We start from the raw sequence: 14,682 nt of genomic DNA on the forward strand, positions 1-14,682 counted from the left end.
TCAGGATGCGGGGGCTTTTGGTTTAGCGAGGCATCAAGCCGGTTGCAACACCGACTGGCCACTCAACGCCAGGTCCAGCAACTCACGGTTGGCCACCGCGTACATGGCGTAGTCCGTGCCCACTGCAGCACGAATTTCCACCATCATGGCGCGCCAGCGATCAGCCATGTCCTGATGCTGCTCAAGCCACAGGGCCACGCGGGCTTCCATGTCTTGTGGCGCATCGGCCATTTGCAGGACCGAAATGGTGATCGCCCGTTGCTGCCAGTCCACGTCATCGCGGAAGGCTTCGCGGGCCTGGGCCTGCCAGTTGTTGGCCACTGGCAGATCGCTGATCTGCTGCAGGTACCACGGCAAGTCCAGGGCGCTGCCGACGGCGAAGTAGGCCTTGGCCACTTCGGCGGCGTCATGCCCGGTCACGTCGGCGGCTTCGATGATCGGCAGCAAGGTGTACAGGTGGGTAGTACCCGCAACCATGCGCGCCAACAACTCCGGTACGCCGGCCTGGGTGTAGGCCTGGTAGCGGTTCTGCCAGCCTTCGCGGGTCGGGCCTTCCAGCAGTTCGTCGAGCTTGAGGCCCAGCGCCGCCAGGTGCGGACCAAAGTGCGCGGTGTCACGCCCGGCGTCTTGCTCGTTGCGACGGCTGCGCAGGAACCAGCGCGTAGCGCGACGGCCCAGGCGCATCAGTTCATCCATCAGCTCCAGTTGCACGTCAGCGGAAACCTGGTGGTCCAGGGCTTCAATCTGACGGAACCAGTGTGGGAGATGGAAGATGTCCCGCACGATCACATACGCGCCCGCCACGTTCGCCGGGCTCATACCGGTCGACTCTTTGAGTCGCTGAACGAAGGTGATGCCCATGTGGTTGACCAGATCGTTGGCGATCTGGGTGCTGACGATCTCGCGCTTCAGACGATGGCGACGCATGGCTTCGCCGAACTTGGCCACCAGGCTCGGCGGGAACGCGGTCTCCATGTCACGGGTCAGGTACTCGTCATCCGGTACCAGCGACTTGAGCAACGCTTCCTTGAGGTCGATCTTGCTGTACGAGATCAGCACCGACAGTTCCGGACGGGTCAGGCCCTTGCCGGCAGAGGCGCGTTCAGTAAGCTGTTCCTCGGTCGGCAGGTACTCGATGGCGCGGTCCAGCTTGCCACGGCCTTCCAGGTCGCTCATCAGGCGCTTGTACTCGGCAGCGCGCTCGTAAGCCTTGCGCGCAGCCAGGGACAGGGCCTGGGTCTGCTTGTAGTTGTTGCCCAACACCAGGTTGCCGACTTCGTCGGTCATGCTCGCCAGCAGCTGGTTGCGCTGCTTATCGGTCATGTCACCGGCCTGCACCACTTCGTTGAGCAGGATCTTGATGTTCACTTCGTGGTCGGAGCAATCCACGCCACCGGCGTTGTCGATGAAGTCGGTGTTGGAACCGCCGCCATTGAGGCCGAATTCCACACGGCCCAACTGGGTCATGCCGAGGTTACCGCCCTCGCCCACTACCTTGCAGCGCAGCTCGTTGCCATTGACGCGCAGTGCGTCGTTGGCCTTGTCGCCCACATCAGCATGGCTCTCGGTGCTGGCCTTGACGTAGGTACCGATACCGCCGTTCCACAACAGGTCTACCGGCGCCTTGAGCAAGGCGTTGAGCAGTTCGGTCGGGGTCAGCTTGTCGGCCTGGATGTCGAAGCGTTCTTTCATCTGCGGCGAGATGGCAATGCTCTTCGCGCTGCGCGAGAAGATACCGCCACCTTCAGACATGATGCTGGTGTCGTAGTCGGTCCAGGCCGAACGCGGCAGTTCGAACAAACGCTTGCGCTCGACGAAGCTGGTGGCCGGGTTAGGGTTCGGGTCGATGAAGATATGCAGGTGGTTGAAGGCTGCGACCAGTTGCAGTTTGTCCGACATTAACAAACCGTTACCGAACACGTCACCGGCCATATCGCCGACGCCCACCACGGTGATGCTGTCTTCCTGCACGTTGATGCCGCGCTCACGGAAGTGACGCTGCACACCCACCCACGCGCCCTTGGCGGTGATGCCCATTTTCTTGTGGTCGTAACCGGCCGAACCACCGGAAGCGAACGCATCGCCCAGCCAGAAGCCGTAGTCGATGGCAATGCCGTTGGCGATGTCGGAGAAGGTCGCAGTGCCCTTGTCCGCCGCCACCACCAAGTACGGGTCATCGTCGTCATGACGCACGACGTTGGCCGGCGGCACCAGGGCGCCGTCTTTCAGGTTGTCGGTGATGTCCAACAGGCCAGAGATGAAGATGCGGTAGCAGGCGATGCCTTCGGCCGCGATCTCGTCCCGGCTGCCGCCCAATGGCAGGCGACGCGGCAGGAAGCCGCCCTTGGCGCCCACCGGCACGATCACCGAGTTCTTCACTTGCTGGGCTTTTACCAGGCCGAGCACTTCGGTGCGGAAGTCTTCTTCACGGTCGGACCAGCGCAGGCCGCCACGGGCCACGTTGCCAAAGCGCAGGTGCACGCCTTCGACCCGTGGCGAGTACACGAAGATTTCAAACTTCGGCACGGGCTTGGGCAGCTCAGGGATGGCACGCGGGTCGAACTTGAAGCTGAAGTACAACTTGTTCTGGCCGTTGGCATCGGTCTGGTAGAAGTTGGTGCGCAGGGTGGCCTTGATCAGGTCCAGGTAGCGACGCAGGATGCGGTCTTCGTTGAGCACCTGAACGTCGTCCAGGGCGCTGAGGATCGCTTGCTCCAGGCGTTGCTGCTTGTCTTCCAGGTCGTCGGCAGTGAGCTTGCGCGCCAGGTAGAAGCGGGTCTTGAACAACCGGGTCAACTCGCGGGCGATGTCGGTGTGGTTGTTCAGGGTGCTGGCGATGTAACCCAGGTCGAAGCCCAGGCGAATCTGCTTCAGGTAACGGGCATAGGCACGCAGCAACGCCACGTCGCGCCATGGCAGGCCGGCGGTGAGGACCAGGCGGTTGAACGCATCGTTCTCGGCATCGCCATGCACGATGTGCACGAACGCATCTTGCAGGGTGTCGTTGAGCTGCTGGATATCCAGGTTCACGCCTTCGGCGGCGATGAACGCAAAGTCATGGATCCAGAACTCACGGCCATTGGCGTGACGCAGGCGATACGGGAACTCGCCCAGCACACGCAGGCCGAGGTTTTCCAGGATCGGCAGCACGTCGGACAGCGCCAGCGGCGTATCGGCGTGGTAGAGCTTGCAATGCAGTTCACGTTGGCCGGAGACCTGGCCCAGCGGCTGATAGAAGCTCATCACCAGCGGGTTGGATTCGGTCAGGCTGTTGAGGTGCTGCATGTCGACCACAGCCGAATGCGCGGCGAAACGCTCACGGTAGCCGGCCGGGAAGCCTTTGGGGAAATCCGCCAGCACGTTGGTGCCCTGGGCTTCGCCGAAGCTTTCCACGACCAGGCTGGCGTAGTCGTCCTGCCAGCTGCGGCAGGCCTGCACCACTTCTTTTTCCAGCTGCAGCGGGTCGATGTCCAGGCGGTTCTTGGGGTCAACCCGCAGAATCAGTTGCACACGGGCCAGCACGGACTCGGAGAAGAAGGTCCAGAACTCGCAGTCCGAGGCCTTCAGACGGTCCATCAGCACTTGCTGGATCTTCTGGCGCACTTCGGTGGAGTAGATGTCGCGTGGCACGTAGGCCAGGCAGTAGCAGAAACGACCGTAGGGGTCTTTGCGCAGGAACACGCGGATCTTGTTGCGTTCCTGGATCTGCACAATCGACATCACGGTGCTGAACAGCTCGTCGACCGGGGTCTGGAACAGGTCGTCACGGGGCAGTACTTCCACCACCTGGGCCAGCTCTTTACCCAGGTGCGCCTTGGCCTGGAAGCCCGAACGACGTTCGATCTCGGCCACTTTGCGACGGATGTAGGGGATGACTCGCACGCTTTCGCCGTACACCGAGGAGGTATACAGGCCCATGAAGCGGTGTTCCTTGATGACCTTGCCGTCGGCGCTGATCTCGCGGATCGACACGTAGTCCGGGTAGGCCGGGCGGTGCACGCGGCTTGGGTGTGCCGCCTTGGCGAACGACAGTACGGTCGGCTCGCGCAGGTAGGCCACAGCGTAGTCTTCGATGCGCAGGTCTTCGGCGGTGAGGCCGGCGCGCAGCAGCTTGGTCAGACCGAGGAAGGAGCTGGCGTCATATTCGATATGACCGCCGTCCGCCTCGTCACGTACCACGAACTCTTCGTAGCCCAGGAAGGTGAAGTGGTTGCCCACCAGCCATTCGAGGAAGTTCTTGATCTCGGTCTTTTCTTCGCCGTCGATGGCGAACGCACTGGCGTCGATACCGGCCAGCAGGTCCTGGACCTTGGCTTTCATCGGTTCGAAATCGGCCACGGCCACGCGCACTTCGCCCAGCACCTGCTCAAGCTCTTTGCTCAGCACGTTCAGTTCGGCGGCATTGGCGCAGCGGTCGATCTCCAGGTACATCAGCGATTCTTGCAGGATGCCTTCGCCCTGGGTGCCCTTGGGCAGGATTTCCAGCAGCTCGCCCTTGCTGCCACGACGCACGCTGAGCACGGTGGTTTGCAGGGTATGGATGCTGTAGCCACGGCGGTTCAGCTCGGTGCGTACCGAGTCGACCAGGAAGGGCAGGTCATGGTGCAGCACTTCGACCGCGGTGTGGGTCGATTGCCAGCCATGACGTTCGTAATCGGGGTTGTAGACTCGCACTTGCGGTTGGGTGTGATCAAAGCGCTCAAGCAGGCGCCAGGCAGACAGGGTGCAACCGGCCAGGTCGGAAAGGCGACGCTGGGTCAGTTCGTCCAGGGAAATGATGCCGAAAAATTGTTCAGCGAACAGCGCCACTTGTGGCAGTGCCTGTTCACTGAGGTGCTGCGCCAGTGCCGCTTGCAGTTGATGCTGGAAGTCGGCCTTGCTGGCTGCGGTGAAGAACGCCATCTGTGGTACTCCGCTTGGGCTTGTTATTGATGAAAGCGTCGCGTGTTATCCCCTTGCGGGGAGACCGTCAGCTCTGTTCGCTGGTGTGCTGACAAGCACCATAAACGAATCAGGGTGACAGGTGGGTGAAGCTGGACAGGACAGTCAGGTCACATACAACTTCCATACGGCATGCCCCTGGCCAGGTGACGATACGACGGGCAGGTCAGGCGCCTGGCACAGGGCACATCCGTTGCGCAGCTTAACGAGTGTGGGAAGAGCGCTGCTTGCGACGCTGCGACATATTCGGTCATCGGTAAGCAGGGTGCCGGTTGCAACTTGGGCAACCCCGGATTTTCGGTAGAAAATCTTGCTACTTTGAACACCATCAGTACCAGAAATGACCGATCCGGGCCGTGAGGTCATGCTCAAGTTCCGACACAGGATGAAGCACAAAATTCGCCGCGGTGGCACAATTGCCCTCCCCTACACAGGATTGCCCCATGCTGCAGCTGAAAACCGACGCCCTGATGGCCACCCCGTGCGACGACGAAGAAGACAACATGGCCATGCTGTGCTGTCACGGCAAGAACGGCGAAATGTTCATGCTCACCCGTTATCCGGATGAAGATGAAGTGGAGCTGACCTGGGACTACGAACCTTCGACTCTCGATGGGCTGAAAGTGACGTTGGGCGACACCACCTTATTGATCGAACTGGCGGCCGGCGATGCCGATGCCCTGGGCGGTAAGGACCAGTTGGAGATCGCCCACAGCACCGCCGCGTCAGACATGGCCGAAGTGCAGGAAACCCTGCAGAACATCCTCACGGGCACAGGCACTTTCATTCGGATCTGAATGCACCGTAGATCCCATGTGGGAGCTGGCTTGCCTGCGACGCGGGCGGTGGGGTCTTTCAGCCAGACCGAGTTGAGGCCATCGCAGGCAAGCCAGCTCCCACAGTGATCGTGCTCTACCTACCCAGCCGTTATGCCTTGCGCACCGCAATCCTGTAAGTTTCGCCAAAAATACCCATCAAGCCGTTAGTCGCCGCACCCCGCGATGCATTAAAGTAAACGCCCCAGGCCCGGTGTTTTGTCACAACACCCAGGCTCATCTTTTCCAGGAACCGTCATCGATGGAACATCGTGAAGCGCTGCTTGCGCTGCGAACCTTTCTTTCTACGCAGATTCTCGGCCAGGAAAAACTCATCGATCGCCTGCTGATCGCCCTGCTCGCTGACGGCCATATGCTGGTCGAAGGCGCACCGGGGCTGGCCAAGACCAAGGCGATCAAGGAGTTGGCCGAAGGGATCGAAGCGCAGTTCCATCGTATCCAGTTCACCCCCGACCTGTTGCCCGCCGATATCACCGGCACCGAGATCTATCGCCCGGAAACCGGCAGCTTTGTGTTCCAGCAAGGGCCGATCTTCCATAACCTGGTGCTCGCGGACGAAATCAACCGTGCCCCGGCCAAGGTGCAGTCGGCCTTGCTCGAGGCCATGGCCGAGCGCCAGGTCAGCGTGGGCCGCAGCACTTACGAGCTGTCGCCGCTGTTTTTGGTGATGGCCACGCAAAACCCCATCGAGCAGGAAGGCACCTACCCGCTGCCCGAAGCCCAGCTCGACCGGTTCCTGATGCACGTCAAGATCGGCTTCCCAGACGCCGCCGTCGAGCGCCGCATCCTGCAGCAAGCCCGTGGCGAAGCACTCAATGGCGAAACCAAGCCCGAGCGTCGGGTCAGCCAGCAGGCCATCTTTGCCGCGCGCAAGGAAATCCTCGGCCTGTACATGGCCGATGCGGTGGAGGAATACCTGGTGCAACTGGTCATGGCCACGCGTACCCCTTCCAAGTTCGACGCGGAAATGGCCGAGTGGATCGCCTACGGCGCCAGCCCCCGTGGCTCCATCGCCCTGGACCGTTGCGCCCGCGCCCATGCCTGGCTGGCCGGTCGCGATTTTGTCAGCCCCGAAGACATCCAGGCGGTGCTGTTCGACGTGCTGCGCCACCGCATCATCCTGTCGTTCGAGGCCGAAGCCGCCGGGGTCGACCAGGACCGCGTGGTGCAACGCATTCTCGACGTCGTTGCCGTCGCTTGAAGTCGATGAACGCAAGCGATGGCATCCGCGTAACCCTCAGTGAATTGATTGAGATGCGCCACCGCGTGCGTGAGGTGCAGTTGTTCTCCACGCCTGGTCAACGTAGCCCGCTGGTGGGCCTGCACCACTCCAAGCTGCGCGGGCGTGGCGTCGATTTCGACCAGGTGCGCGTGTACCAGGCCGGCGATGACGTGCGCACCATCGACTGGCGCGTCACGGCGCGTACCCAGGAGCCGCACACCAAGCTGTTCCACGAAGAGCGAGAGCGGCCGATTTTCATCATGGTGGAGCAAAGTTGCCGGCTGTTTTTCGGCTCGGGGCAAATGTTCAAGTCGGTGCTTGCCGCCCAGGCCGCCAGCCTGATCGGTTGGGCCGCCCTGGGCCATAACGACCGGGTGGGCGGGCTGGTGTTCGGCGACAACGAGCATTACGAGATCAAGCCTCGGCGCAGCAAGCAAAGCCTGTTGCAATTGCTTAACCGGCTGGTGCGGGTCAACCAGAGCCTGAACACCGAGCGTCAGCCGGAAGCCGACGCCCTGGGTATGGCCTTGCGCCGTGGCCGCGAGGTACTGCGCCCGGGCAGCCTGGTGGTGGTGATCTGCGATGAGCGCGCCCTCACCGAAGGCGCCGAGCAACAGCTGAGCCTGTTGGCGCGCCATTGCGACCTGCTGTTATTACCGATCTCCGACCCGTTGGACCACGCCCTGCCCGCCGCCGGGCTGCTGCGTTTCGCGCAAAGAGGCGCGCAACTGGAACTGGACACGCTGAATATCGACCTGCGCCAGGCCTACAAGGCCCAGGCCGAAGCCCGTATCGCCCACTGGGAACTGCTCGCGCAGAAACTGCGGCTGTTGTTGATGCCCTTGAGCACCCAGAGTGAAATGGTCGAGCAACTGCGCGAATACCTCAACCCGCAACGCCCGGTTAAAAAACCATGAGCAGCCTGGACCAACTGCAACCACTGATCGCCCCGCCCGCCATTGGCTTCTGGCCACCTGCGCCGGGCTGGTGGCTGTTGCTGCTGGTGATCCCCCTACTCGGTTGGGGCCTATGGTGGCTGCGCCGTTTCCTGCCGGCCCGCCGCCCCGTGGCGCGTGCCGAACAACCGCTGGACCCGTTGCGTATCGCAGCCCTGGCCGAGCTGGCTTTGATGCCCAAGCCCTACGACGGCGCGCCGGCTGGCGCCTGGTTGCAGCAACTCAACGGCCTGCTCAAGCGCCTGTGCCGCAACGACTACCCTTATAGCCAGAGCCACACCCTCAACGGGCGCAAATGGCTGGCCTTCCTGGACAACCGCTGCCCCGCCGCCGGCCTGACGCGCTGGATGGTGTTGGTGGAAGGTGCCTACAAGCCCGAATGCAAGCTCGACGACAAAGCCATTGCTGGCCTGACCCAAGCCGTCGACACCTGGATTCGCAAACATGTTTGAGTTCGCCTGGCCGTGGATCTTCGCCCTGTTGCCACTGCCGTGGATCATGCGCCTGGTGCTGCCCGTGGCCGACAGCGGCGAACCGGCGCTGAAAGTCAGCTACCTCAGCGACCTCGAAGGCCTGGCCCGCCGCCGTGCCCGGGTCAACCTGCCCGGCTGGCGCCAGCAAGCCCCATTCGTGGTGCTGTGGTTGCTGCTGCTGACCGCCGCCGCCCGCCCGCAATGGCTGGGCGACCCCTTGCCGATTGCGGCCAGCGGCCGGGATTTGCTGGTGGCAGTGGACGTCTCCGGCTCCATGGATTTTCCCGACATGCATTGGCAGGACGAGGACGTCAGCCGCCTGGCCCTGGTCAAGCACCTGCTGGGAGACTTTTTGGAGGAGCGTGAAGGTGACCGCGTGGGCCTGATCCTGTTCGGCAGCCAAGCCTACCTGCAAGCGCCCTTGACCTTTGACCGGCGCACCGTGCGCACCTGGCTGGATGAAGCGCGCATCGGCATTGCTGGCAAGAACACCGCCATCGGCGACGCCATCGGCCTGGCCCTCAAGCGCCTGCGCCAACGCCCGGCGCAAAGCCGCGTGCTGATCCTGGTCACTGACGGCGCCAACAATGCCGGGCAGATCGACCCGTTGACCGCTGCGCGCCTGGCGGCTGAAGAAGGCGTGAAAATCTACCCCATCGGCATCGGCGCCGATCCCGAGCAAACCGGCTCCCTGGGCATCCTTGGCGTGAACCCAAGCCTGGACCTCGACGAACCGGCGCTCAAGGCACTGGCCGAGGCCACCGGCGGCCAGTATTTCCGCGCCCGAGACGGCGAGGAACTGCTGAAAATCAAGGACACCCTCGACACCCTTGAGCCCGTGGAGCAACAACCCACCCAGGCCCGCCCGGCCCAGGCGCTGTACAGCGGCCCATTGGCCTTGGCGTTGGTGTTGAGCCTGTTACTGGTGATCCAGGAACGCTGGCCGAACAACGCCTTGCAGCGCGGCTTCAACAGGCTGTCGAGCAAGGGCATCTTTTTGCAGCAGCATCCTGAATGGCGCCAGCGTTTGCAGCGCCTGCGTTTGCGGAGGCGTCGATGATCGCGCTGTGGCCGCACTGGTTGCGCCCCTGGTGGCTGTTATTGCTGCCCCTGCTTGGCTGGTTGCTGTGGCAGTTGTGGCATCGGCAAAAGCGCGCCGGGCGTTGGCAGATGATCCTGCCGCCGGCGTTCCATGCCGAGTTGCTCAGTGGTGGCAATGGCCGCGAGAGCAAATCGCCGTGGGTGGTGCTTGGCATTGCCTGGCTGCTGGCCGTGCTGGCGTTGCTGGGCCCCAGTTGGCAACGGGTTGAACAGGCCAGCCAGAAACCTTCCGACCCGTTGGTGGTGTTGTTGGAACTGACCCCGGAAATGCTCGCCACCGACAGCCCACCCAACCGCCTGGAACAGGCACGGCGCAAGCTGTATGACCTGTTGCAAGCGCGCACCGATGCGCAAACCGCCATCATCGTGTATGCCGGCAGCGCCCATACCTTGGTGCCGCTGTCCGATGACCTGGCCACCAGCCGTAACCTGTTGGAAGCCCTGCGCCCATCGATCATGCCCGAGCCCGGCCACCGGGCCGATCTGGCCGTGGAAAAAGCCCTGCGCCTGCTCAAGCAAGGCGGTCTCGGCCAGGGGCGCCTGCTGCTGATCGGCTCGTCATTGTCCAAACAGGAACGCCAAGGCATCCGCCTGCAACTGCAAAGTGCCCAGGCTCCGACGTTGTCGATCCTCGGCATCGGCAGTCGCGAAGGCACGCCGGTGACTCAGGAAAGTGGCGAGTTCCTCAAGGACGACCAGGGCGCGATTCTGGTGCCACGTCTCGACAGCCCGACCCTCAAGGCGTTCGCCAGCGAAATGGGCGGCCGCTACCGTGCGGCGCGCCTGGATGACAAGGACCTGCGCCAACTCGGCATGCTCGACAGCGCCCAAGCCCTGCGCGACGACGGCCAACGGCTGCGCCTGGACACCTGGGCCGATCAGGGTTACTGGCTGCTCTTGCCGTTATTGCTGCTGGCCGCGTGCGCCGGGCGTCGCGGCTGGTTGTTCTGCCTGCCCTTGCTGCTGATGGGCGCGCCGCAACCCAGCTACGCCTTTGGGCTGCAGGACCTGTGGCTGCGCCCCGACCAACAAGGCCAGTACCTGCTCAAGCACAAACGCCCGGCCGAAGCCGCCGAACACTTCCAAGACCCGCAATGGCAAGGCGTGGCGCTGTACGAAGCCGGCAATTACGCCGAGGCCATCAAGCGGTTTGCCCAAGGCAGCGACGCCTATTCCCACTATAACCGTGGCAATGCCCTGGCCAAGGCCGGTGAGCTTGAAGCGGCCATTGATGCCTATGAACAAGCCCTGGAAGCCCAGCCCGATTTGCAACCGGCACTGAAAAACAAAGCCCTGGTTGAAACCCTGATGCAGGAGCAAGCGCAGCCCGAGCAGGACCCGCCTGCAAAAAACGAAGATGACGAAACCGCCCAACCCGGCCAAACTGCGCAACCGGGCGCCAGCGCACAAACGGCACAGGGCGGCGAGCAATCGCCCCACGGCCAGGGCGAAGCGGGCACCGCTGAGACTCAGACAGCCGCCACGCCACAGCCTGGCGGTAATGAAGTACCAGGCAGCGAACTGGGCGACGAACAAACCACCACGCCGCCTTTGCGTCCTGCCGACACACGCCTGGAAGGCGAGCGCCGCCAAGCGCTGGAGCAATGGTTGCAGGAGATCCCGGATAACCCCGGCGAACTGTTGCGCCGCAAATTCTGGTACGAACAGCAACAACATCAGGACACCACTCGATGAGCCGCCGCACCACCCTTTTGCTCCTGCTTGCGTTGTCGGCAGGCCACGCCCAGGCGGCGGACCTGGTCGCCAGCGTAGACCGCAGCCGCCTCAACTCCGGGGAAACGGTAGAGCTGACGGTGCAATCAAGTGATGTGACCCAGTTTGGCAAACCGGACCTGTCGCCCCTGGACGCGCAGTTCGAAGTCAGCGGCACCCGCCAGATCAACCAACTCACCACGCTGGACGGCGACAACCACGCCACCACCCGCTGGATCATCACCCTGCTGCCCAAGGTGAACGGCAACGTGGTCATCCCGCCACTGCAAGTGGGCGCACTCAAGACCCAGCCGATCACCCTGCAAGTGGTGGAAAGCGCCAGCCAGAACAGCAGCGCCGAACTGGCCCCGGTGTTCATCGAAGCCAACCTCGACCAGACCAGCGTATACGTGCAGGCCCAGGCACTGTTGACCGTTCGCGTTTACCACTCGGTGTCGCTGTATGACGACAGCAGCCTCACGCCTTTGCAGATACCGGACGCACGTGTCGAACAACTGGGCGAATCACGCACCTATGAGAAGGTCATCAACAGCATCCGCCATGGCGTGATCGAAACCCGCTACGCCCTCTACCCTCAACACAGTGGCGCCGTGGTGATTCCGGCACAGACCTTCAGCGCCACCCTGGTGGAATCGCGACCGCCCCAGGAGAACACCTTGCAGGGCACCAAGCCGGGCAAGATGATTCACGTCAGCTCCGCGCCCTTGCCCTTGACGGTCAAACCCAAACCGGACGCCTACCCCGCCGACGCCCCCTGGCTGCCCGCGCGCAGCCTGAGCTTGAGCGAAGGCTGGAACCCCACGCCGGACCACGTGCAAGTCGGCGATTCCCTGACCCGCAGCCTTACCGTGGAGGCCGAAGGCCTGTCCAGCGCACAGCTGCCAGCGCTGCCCGGCACCGAGGTCAACGGCCTGCGCCGCTACCCCGACCAACCGGTGATGGCTAACCGCACCAGCGACCGCGGCCTGACCGGCAGCCGTGAAGACCGCGAAGCCCTGGTGCCGACCCGCGCCGGCGAGCTGGAACTGCCCGCCGTGGAAGTGGTGTGGTGGAACACCCACGAAGATCACCTGGAACGCACCAGCCTGCCGGCGCGCACCGTGCAAGTGGCGGTGAACCCCAGCCTGGTGGTAGACACCCCGGCCACACCGACCATCATCACCGCGCCGGACGATGACCGCCTGTGGCTATGGCAACTGAGCACACTGATGCTGGCCTGCACCACCCTGCTAGGCTTTGGCCTATGGTGGCGCGCACGCCGGCAACCGGCCGTACAACGCGCAGCCCAAACCGGCCCCAGCCCACGCACCTTGCTCGACGACCTCAAGCGCGCCACCCAGGCCAACGACCCCCACGCCACCCGCCAGGCGCTGGACGCCTGGGCAAGGCAACAACCGGAAACCCTGGCCGACATGGCCGCACGGTTTGTGCCGTTGTCAGATGCCCTGGATGGCTTGAATGGCGCGTTGTACAGCGAAAGCGGCCAATACTGGCTGGGTGATGATCTATGGCGTGCGATCAAGGCCATCCCCGTGGCCGAACGCGAGCAAGACCCGGCGACCGACACCACCAGTTTGCCGCCGCTCTACCCCAAGTAACCCCCGAGCCTGCTCGTTCCCACGCTCTGCGTGGGAATGCCGCCCCGGACGCTCCGCGTCCAGGTTTTACGCCCTGTGCAACGGTGACGCAGAGCGTCACGGGATGCATTACTACGCAGAGCGTGGGAACGATCTATGGCGTGCGATCAAGGCCATCCCCGTGGCCGAACGCGAGCAAGACCCGACCACTGATACCACCAGTTTGCCGCCGCTCTACCCCAAGTAACCCCCGAGCCTGCTCGTTCCCACGCTCTGCGTGGGAATGCCGCCCCGGACGCTCCGCGTCCAGGTTTTACGCCCTATGCAACGGTGACGCAGAGCGTCACGGGATGCATTACTACGCAGAGCGTGGGAACGATCTATGGCGTGCGATCAAGGCCATCCCCGTGGCCGAACGCGAGCAAGACCTGGCCACCGACACCACCAGCTTGCTGCCGCTCTACCCCAAGTAACCCAGCCTCAACCAACACCACAAAACCCTGTGGGAGCTGGCTTGCCCGCGATGGCGGTGTAACAGTGGGCAGATGTGCTGGCTGATGCTCCGCCATCGCAGGCAAGCCAGCTCCCACAGTTGATCTGCATCGCCTGCTCGGACGCCTGCTTGCACTCAGTGATTACGACGCGGCACCTTCCATTCCCGATGGGGGAATTTGTACAGATAGTTCAGGTTATCCATATCGAACCGACGATCTTCTTTACCGGGCCCACCGAAGAAGCTGATGCCGATATCCAGCTTGCGCAGCAATTTAGGCCGTGAGAGCAACTCCTTGGCCGCGTGGTGGGCCTCGGGTGAGAACGTCCTGTCGGTGGCGATCAGGCCGGCGGCTTCTTTCAACTCATTGAAGTTCACATAGCTGTCTGTCGCCCCTGCGGCGAATTCGCGGAAGTGATCGCGAATCAACCCTATTAGTTGCCGGTCACTCACGCTTGCGTACGGGCGCAGGTCCGCGGCGCTGGCCTGGGTTTGAGCGCTTCGTGCCTGACGATGGCTAGCTTGGTTTGAGCGACTGTCAGCATCCAGCTGATCTGGTAGAGCGGTGAAAGCGCTAGTCGAAGGTGGGTTTACTGAAAATGACATGGTGGGCCTCTGATTCATTCAGGGATTGATTGAAAAATCCACCTTATGGGTGGTCGTCCCTCAACCTGCCGTTCCATCCATCACCGCCCGCTCGACATGCATTGTTAAAGGCCAGCAATCCATATCCCTTTAATTTGCAGGACGTTTCCTAGACAATCCTTTGGCCTTGCGCCTGCTCATTTCGCTGGCTAGCCTTCGCTTCGTCGCTGCAAATCAGCGATCGGGTGTGGAAACCTGGGAATGAGTAGGCGTCATGATCGTATGCAAACGCTCAATGGCGGCTGTGCGCGGGCAGACTTCGGTCTGACTGGGTCCTACTCCCCGGTTTCCACCCCGCGTATGGCTGCCACCTAATTTGTCGTGTGGAAACGGCACAGGTTGGCGCCCCAATTGAGTAGGAGCTATACCCATGAGCAAAATCGTCCCCGACCCACCCTTCCCCATTTTCGTCGCCCACGAAGACCTGAGTTTCGAAGACGCTATCGCCAGCATCTCCTCGCTACTGCGCTGCGCCGCCACCACCGCCACCGAAACCGCCGAGGGCCTCAAAGGCACCCAGCGCGACATGGCCTGCTCCACCGCTCACCTGATCGACATGGCCCGCACCCTCGCCGACCGCGCGCTGGATTGCCTGCAACCCAACCCCACTAACACCCCATAACCCCTGTGTAGGAGCGAGCTTGCTCGCGAAAAACTCACGGGCGCCGCGTTTATCCAGGAAGCCCGCGTTATCGTTGACGTTT

The 14,682-nt window shown here is 62.7% G+C and carries 12 protein-coding genes; 10 read left to right on the plus strand and 2 right to left on the minus strand.

From position 1 onward, the window contains the following. Nucleotides 1-33: 33 nt before the first annotated feature. Complete coding sequence (locus E1K68_RS16070) at nucleotides 34-4,902, minus strand: NAD-glutamate dehydrogenase (RefSeq protein ID WP_212614387.1); 4,869 nt, start codon at nucleotides 4,900-4,902, stop codon at nucleotides 34-36. 482 nt (nucleotides 4,903-5,384) lie between these two features. On the opposite strand from E1K68_RS16070, the gene E1K68_RS16075 reads away from it, so the two are divergent. From E1K68_RS16075 to E1K68_RS28080, 9 genes are all read left to right on the plus strand, one after another. Beyond that, nucleotides 5,385-5,738 carry a hypothetical protein gene (locus tag E1K68_RS16075; RefSeq protein ID WP_057709870.1) on the plus strand — a complete coding sequence of 118 codons (354 nt, stop codon included), beginning with the start codon at nucleotides 5,385-5,387 and terminating at the stop codon, nucleotides 5,736-5,738. A 280-nt stretch (nucleotides 5,739-6,018) separates the two neighbouring features. Continuing rightward, nucleotides 6,019-6,978: a MoxR family ATPase gene (locus E1K68_RS16080; protein WP_003190801.1), complete on the plus strand. Its 960-nt coding sequence runs from the start codon at nucleotides 6,019-6,021 to the stop codon at nucleotides 6,976-6,978. Nucleotides 6,979-6,983: 5 nt separating this feature from the next. Next, the gene (locus E1K68_RS16085; RefSeq protein WP_003190799.1) at nucleotides 6,984-7,916 is read left to right on the plus strand and encodes a DUF58 domain-containing protein; all 933 of its coding nucleotides are present in this window, start codon (nucleotides 6,984-6,986) and stop codon (nucleotides 7,914-7,916) included. Further along, nucleotides 7,913-8,407, plus strand: coding sequence for a DUF4381 domain-containing protein (locus E1K68_RS16090; protein ID WP_003190798.1), 495 nt, complete (start codon nucleotides 7,913-7,915; stop codon nucleotides 8,405-8,407). The genes E1K68_RS16085 and E1K68_RS16090 overlap by 4 nt, the downstream gene beginning before the upstream one ends. Further along, nucleotides 8,400-9,488: a VWA domain-containing protein gene (locus E1K68_RS16095; protein ID WP_003190797.1), complete on the plus strand. Its 1,089-nt coding sequence runs from the start codon at nucleotides 8,400-8,402 to the stop codon at nucleotides 9,486-9,488. The genes E1K68_RS16090 and E1K68_RS16095 overlap by 8 nt, the downstream gene beginning before the upstream one ends. Further along, nucleotides 9,485-11,224: a tetratricopeptide repeat protein gene (locus tag E1K68_RS16100; protein ID WP_003190796.1), complete on the plus strand. Its 1,740-nt coding sequence runs from the start codon at nucleotides 9,485-9,487 to the stop codon at nucleotides 11,222-11,224. Before E1K68_RS16095 ends, E1K68_RS16100 begins: the two co-directional genes overlap by 4 nt. Then, the gene (locus E1K68_RS16105; RefSeq protein ID WP_212614388.1) at nucleotides 11,221-12,861 is read left to right on the plus strand and encodes a BatD family protein; all 1,641 of its coding nucleotides are present in this window, start codon (nucleotides 11,221-11,223) and stop codon (nucleotides 12,859-12,861) included. Before E1K68_RS16100 ends, E1K68_RS16105 begins: the two co-directional genes overlap by 4 nt. A 103-nt stretch (nucleotides 12,862-12,964) precedes the next feature. Next, on the plus strand, nucleotides 12,965-13,087 hold the full coding sequence (locus tag E1K68_RS28075) for a hypothetical protein (RefSeq protein ID WP_275959720.1): 123 nt from the start codon (nucleotides 12,965-12,967) through the stop codon (nucleotides 13,085-13,087). A gap of 103 nt (nucleotides 13,088-13,190) precedes the next feature. Then, nucleotides 13,191-13,313, plus strand: a complete 123-nt coding sequence (locus E1K68_RS28080; protein WP_275959732.1) for a hypothetical protein — start codon at nucleotides 13,191-13,193, stop codon at nucleotides 13,311-13,313. Nucleotides 13,314-13,468: 155 nt separating this feature from the next. Here the strand turns inward: E1K68_RS28080 and E1K68_RS16110 are convergent, their stop codons facing one another. Continuing rightward, a complete protein-coding gene (locus tag E1K68_RS16110; RefSeq protein ID WP_169855307.1) occupies nucleotides 13,469-13,939 on the minus strand; it encodes a hypothetical protein in 471 nt (156 codons plus the stop codon). A 409-nt stretch (nucleotides 13,940-14,348) separates the two neighbouring features. Here E1K68_RS16110 and E1K68_RS16115 point away from each other — a divergent pair, with 409 nt between their 5' ends. After that, a complete protein-coding gene (locus E1K68_RS16115; RefSeq protein ID WP_078467520.1) occupies nucleotides 14,349-14,600 on the plus strand; it encodes a DUF3077 domain-containing protein in 252 nt (83 codons plus the stop codon). The last annotated feature ends 82 nt before the right edge of the window (nucleotides 14,601-14,682 follow it).

The sequence above is a fragment of the Pseudomonas sp. B2021 genome, assembly GCF_018135665.1.
In the GTDB taxonomy this organism is placed as follows: Bacteria; Pseudomonadota; Gammaproteobacteria; order Pseudomonadales; family Pseudomonadaceae; genus Aquipseudomonas; species Aquipseudomonas lactis.

Coding starts and splice junctions, on each gene's coding strand:
- E1K68_RS16085 (WP_003190799.1), top strand. CDS start 6,984: ATGAACGCAAGCGATGGCATCCGCGTAACCCTCAGTGAATTGATTGAG.
- E1K68_RS16115 (WP_078467520.1), top strand. CDS start 14,349: ATGAGCAAAATCGTCCCCGACCCACCCTTCCCCATTTTCGTCGCCCAC.
- E1K68_RS16100 (WP_003190796.1), top strand. CDS start 9,485: ATGATCGCGCTGTGGCCGCACTGGTTGCGCCCCTGGTGGCTGTTATTG.
- E1K68_RS16110 (WP_169855307.1), bottom strand. CDS start 13,939: ATGTCATTTTCAGTAAACCCACCTTCGACTAGCGCTTTCACCGCTCTA.
- E1K68_RS16090 (WP_003190798.1), top strand. CDS start 7,913: ATGAGCAGCCTGGACCAACTGCAACCACTGATCGCCCCGCCCGCCATT.
- E1K68_RS28080 (WP_275959732.1), top strand. CDS start 13,191: ATGCATTACTACGCAGAGCGTGGGAACGATCTATGGCGTGCGATCAAG.
- E1K68_RS16105 (WP_212614388.1), top strand. CDS start 11,221: ATGAGCCGCCGCACCACCCTTTTGCTCCTGCTTGCGTTGTCGGCAGGC.
- E1K68_RS16070 (WP_212614387.1), bottom strand. CDS start 4,902: ATGGCGTTCTTCACCGCAGCCAGCAAGGCCGACTTCCAGCATCAACTG.
- E1K68_RS28075 (WP_275959720.1), top strand. CDS start 12,965: ATGCATTACTACGCAGAGCGTGGGAACGATCTATGGCGTGCGATCAAG.
- E1K68_RS16075 (WP_057709870.1), top strand. CDS start 5,385: ATGCTGCAGCTGAAAACCGACGCCCTGATGGCCACCCCGTGCGACGAC.
- E1K68_RS16080 (WP_003190801.1), top strand. CDS start 6,019: ATGGAACATCGTGAAGCGCTGCTTGCGCTGCGAACCTTTCTTTCTACG.
- E1K68_RS16095 (WP_003190797.1), top strand. CDS start 8,400: ATGTTTGAGTTCGCCTGGCCGTGGATCTTCGCCCTGTTGCCACTGCCG.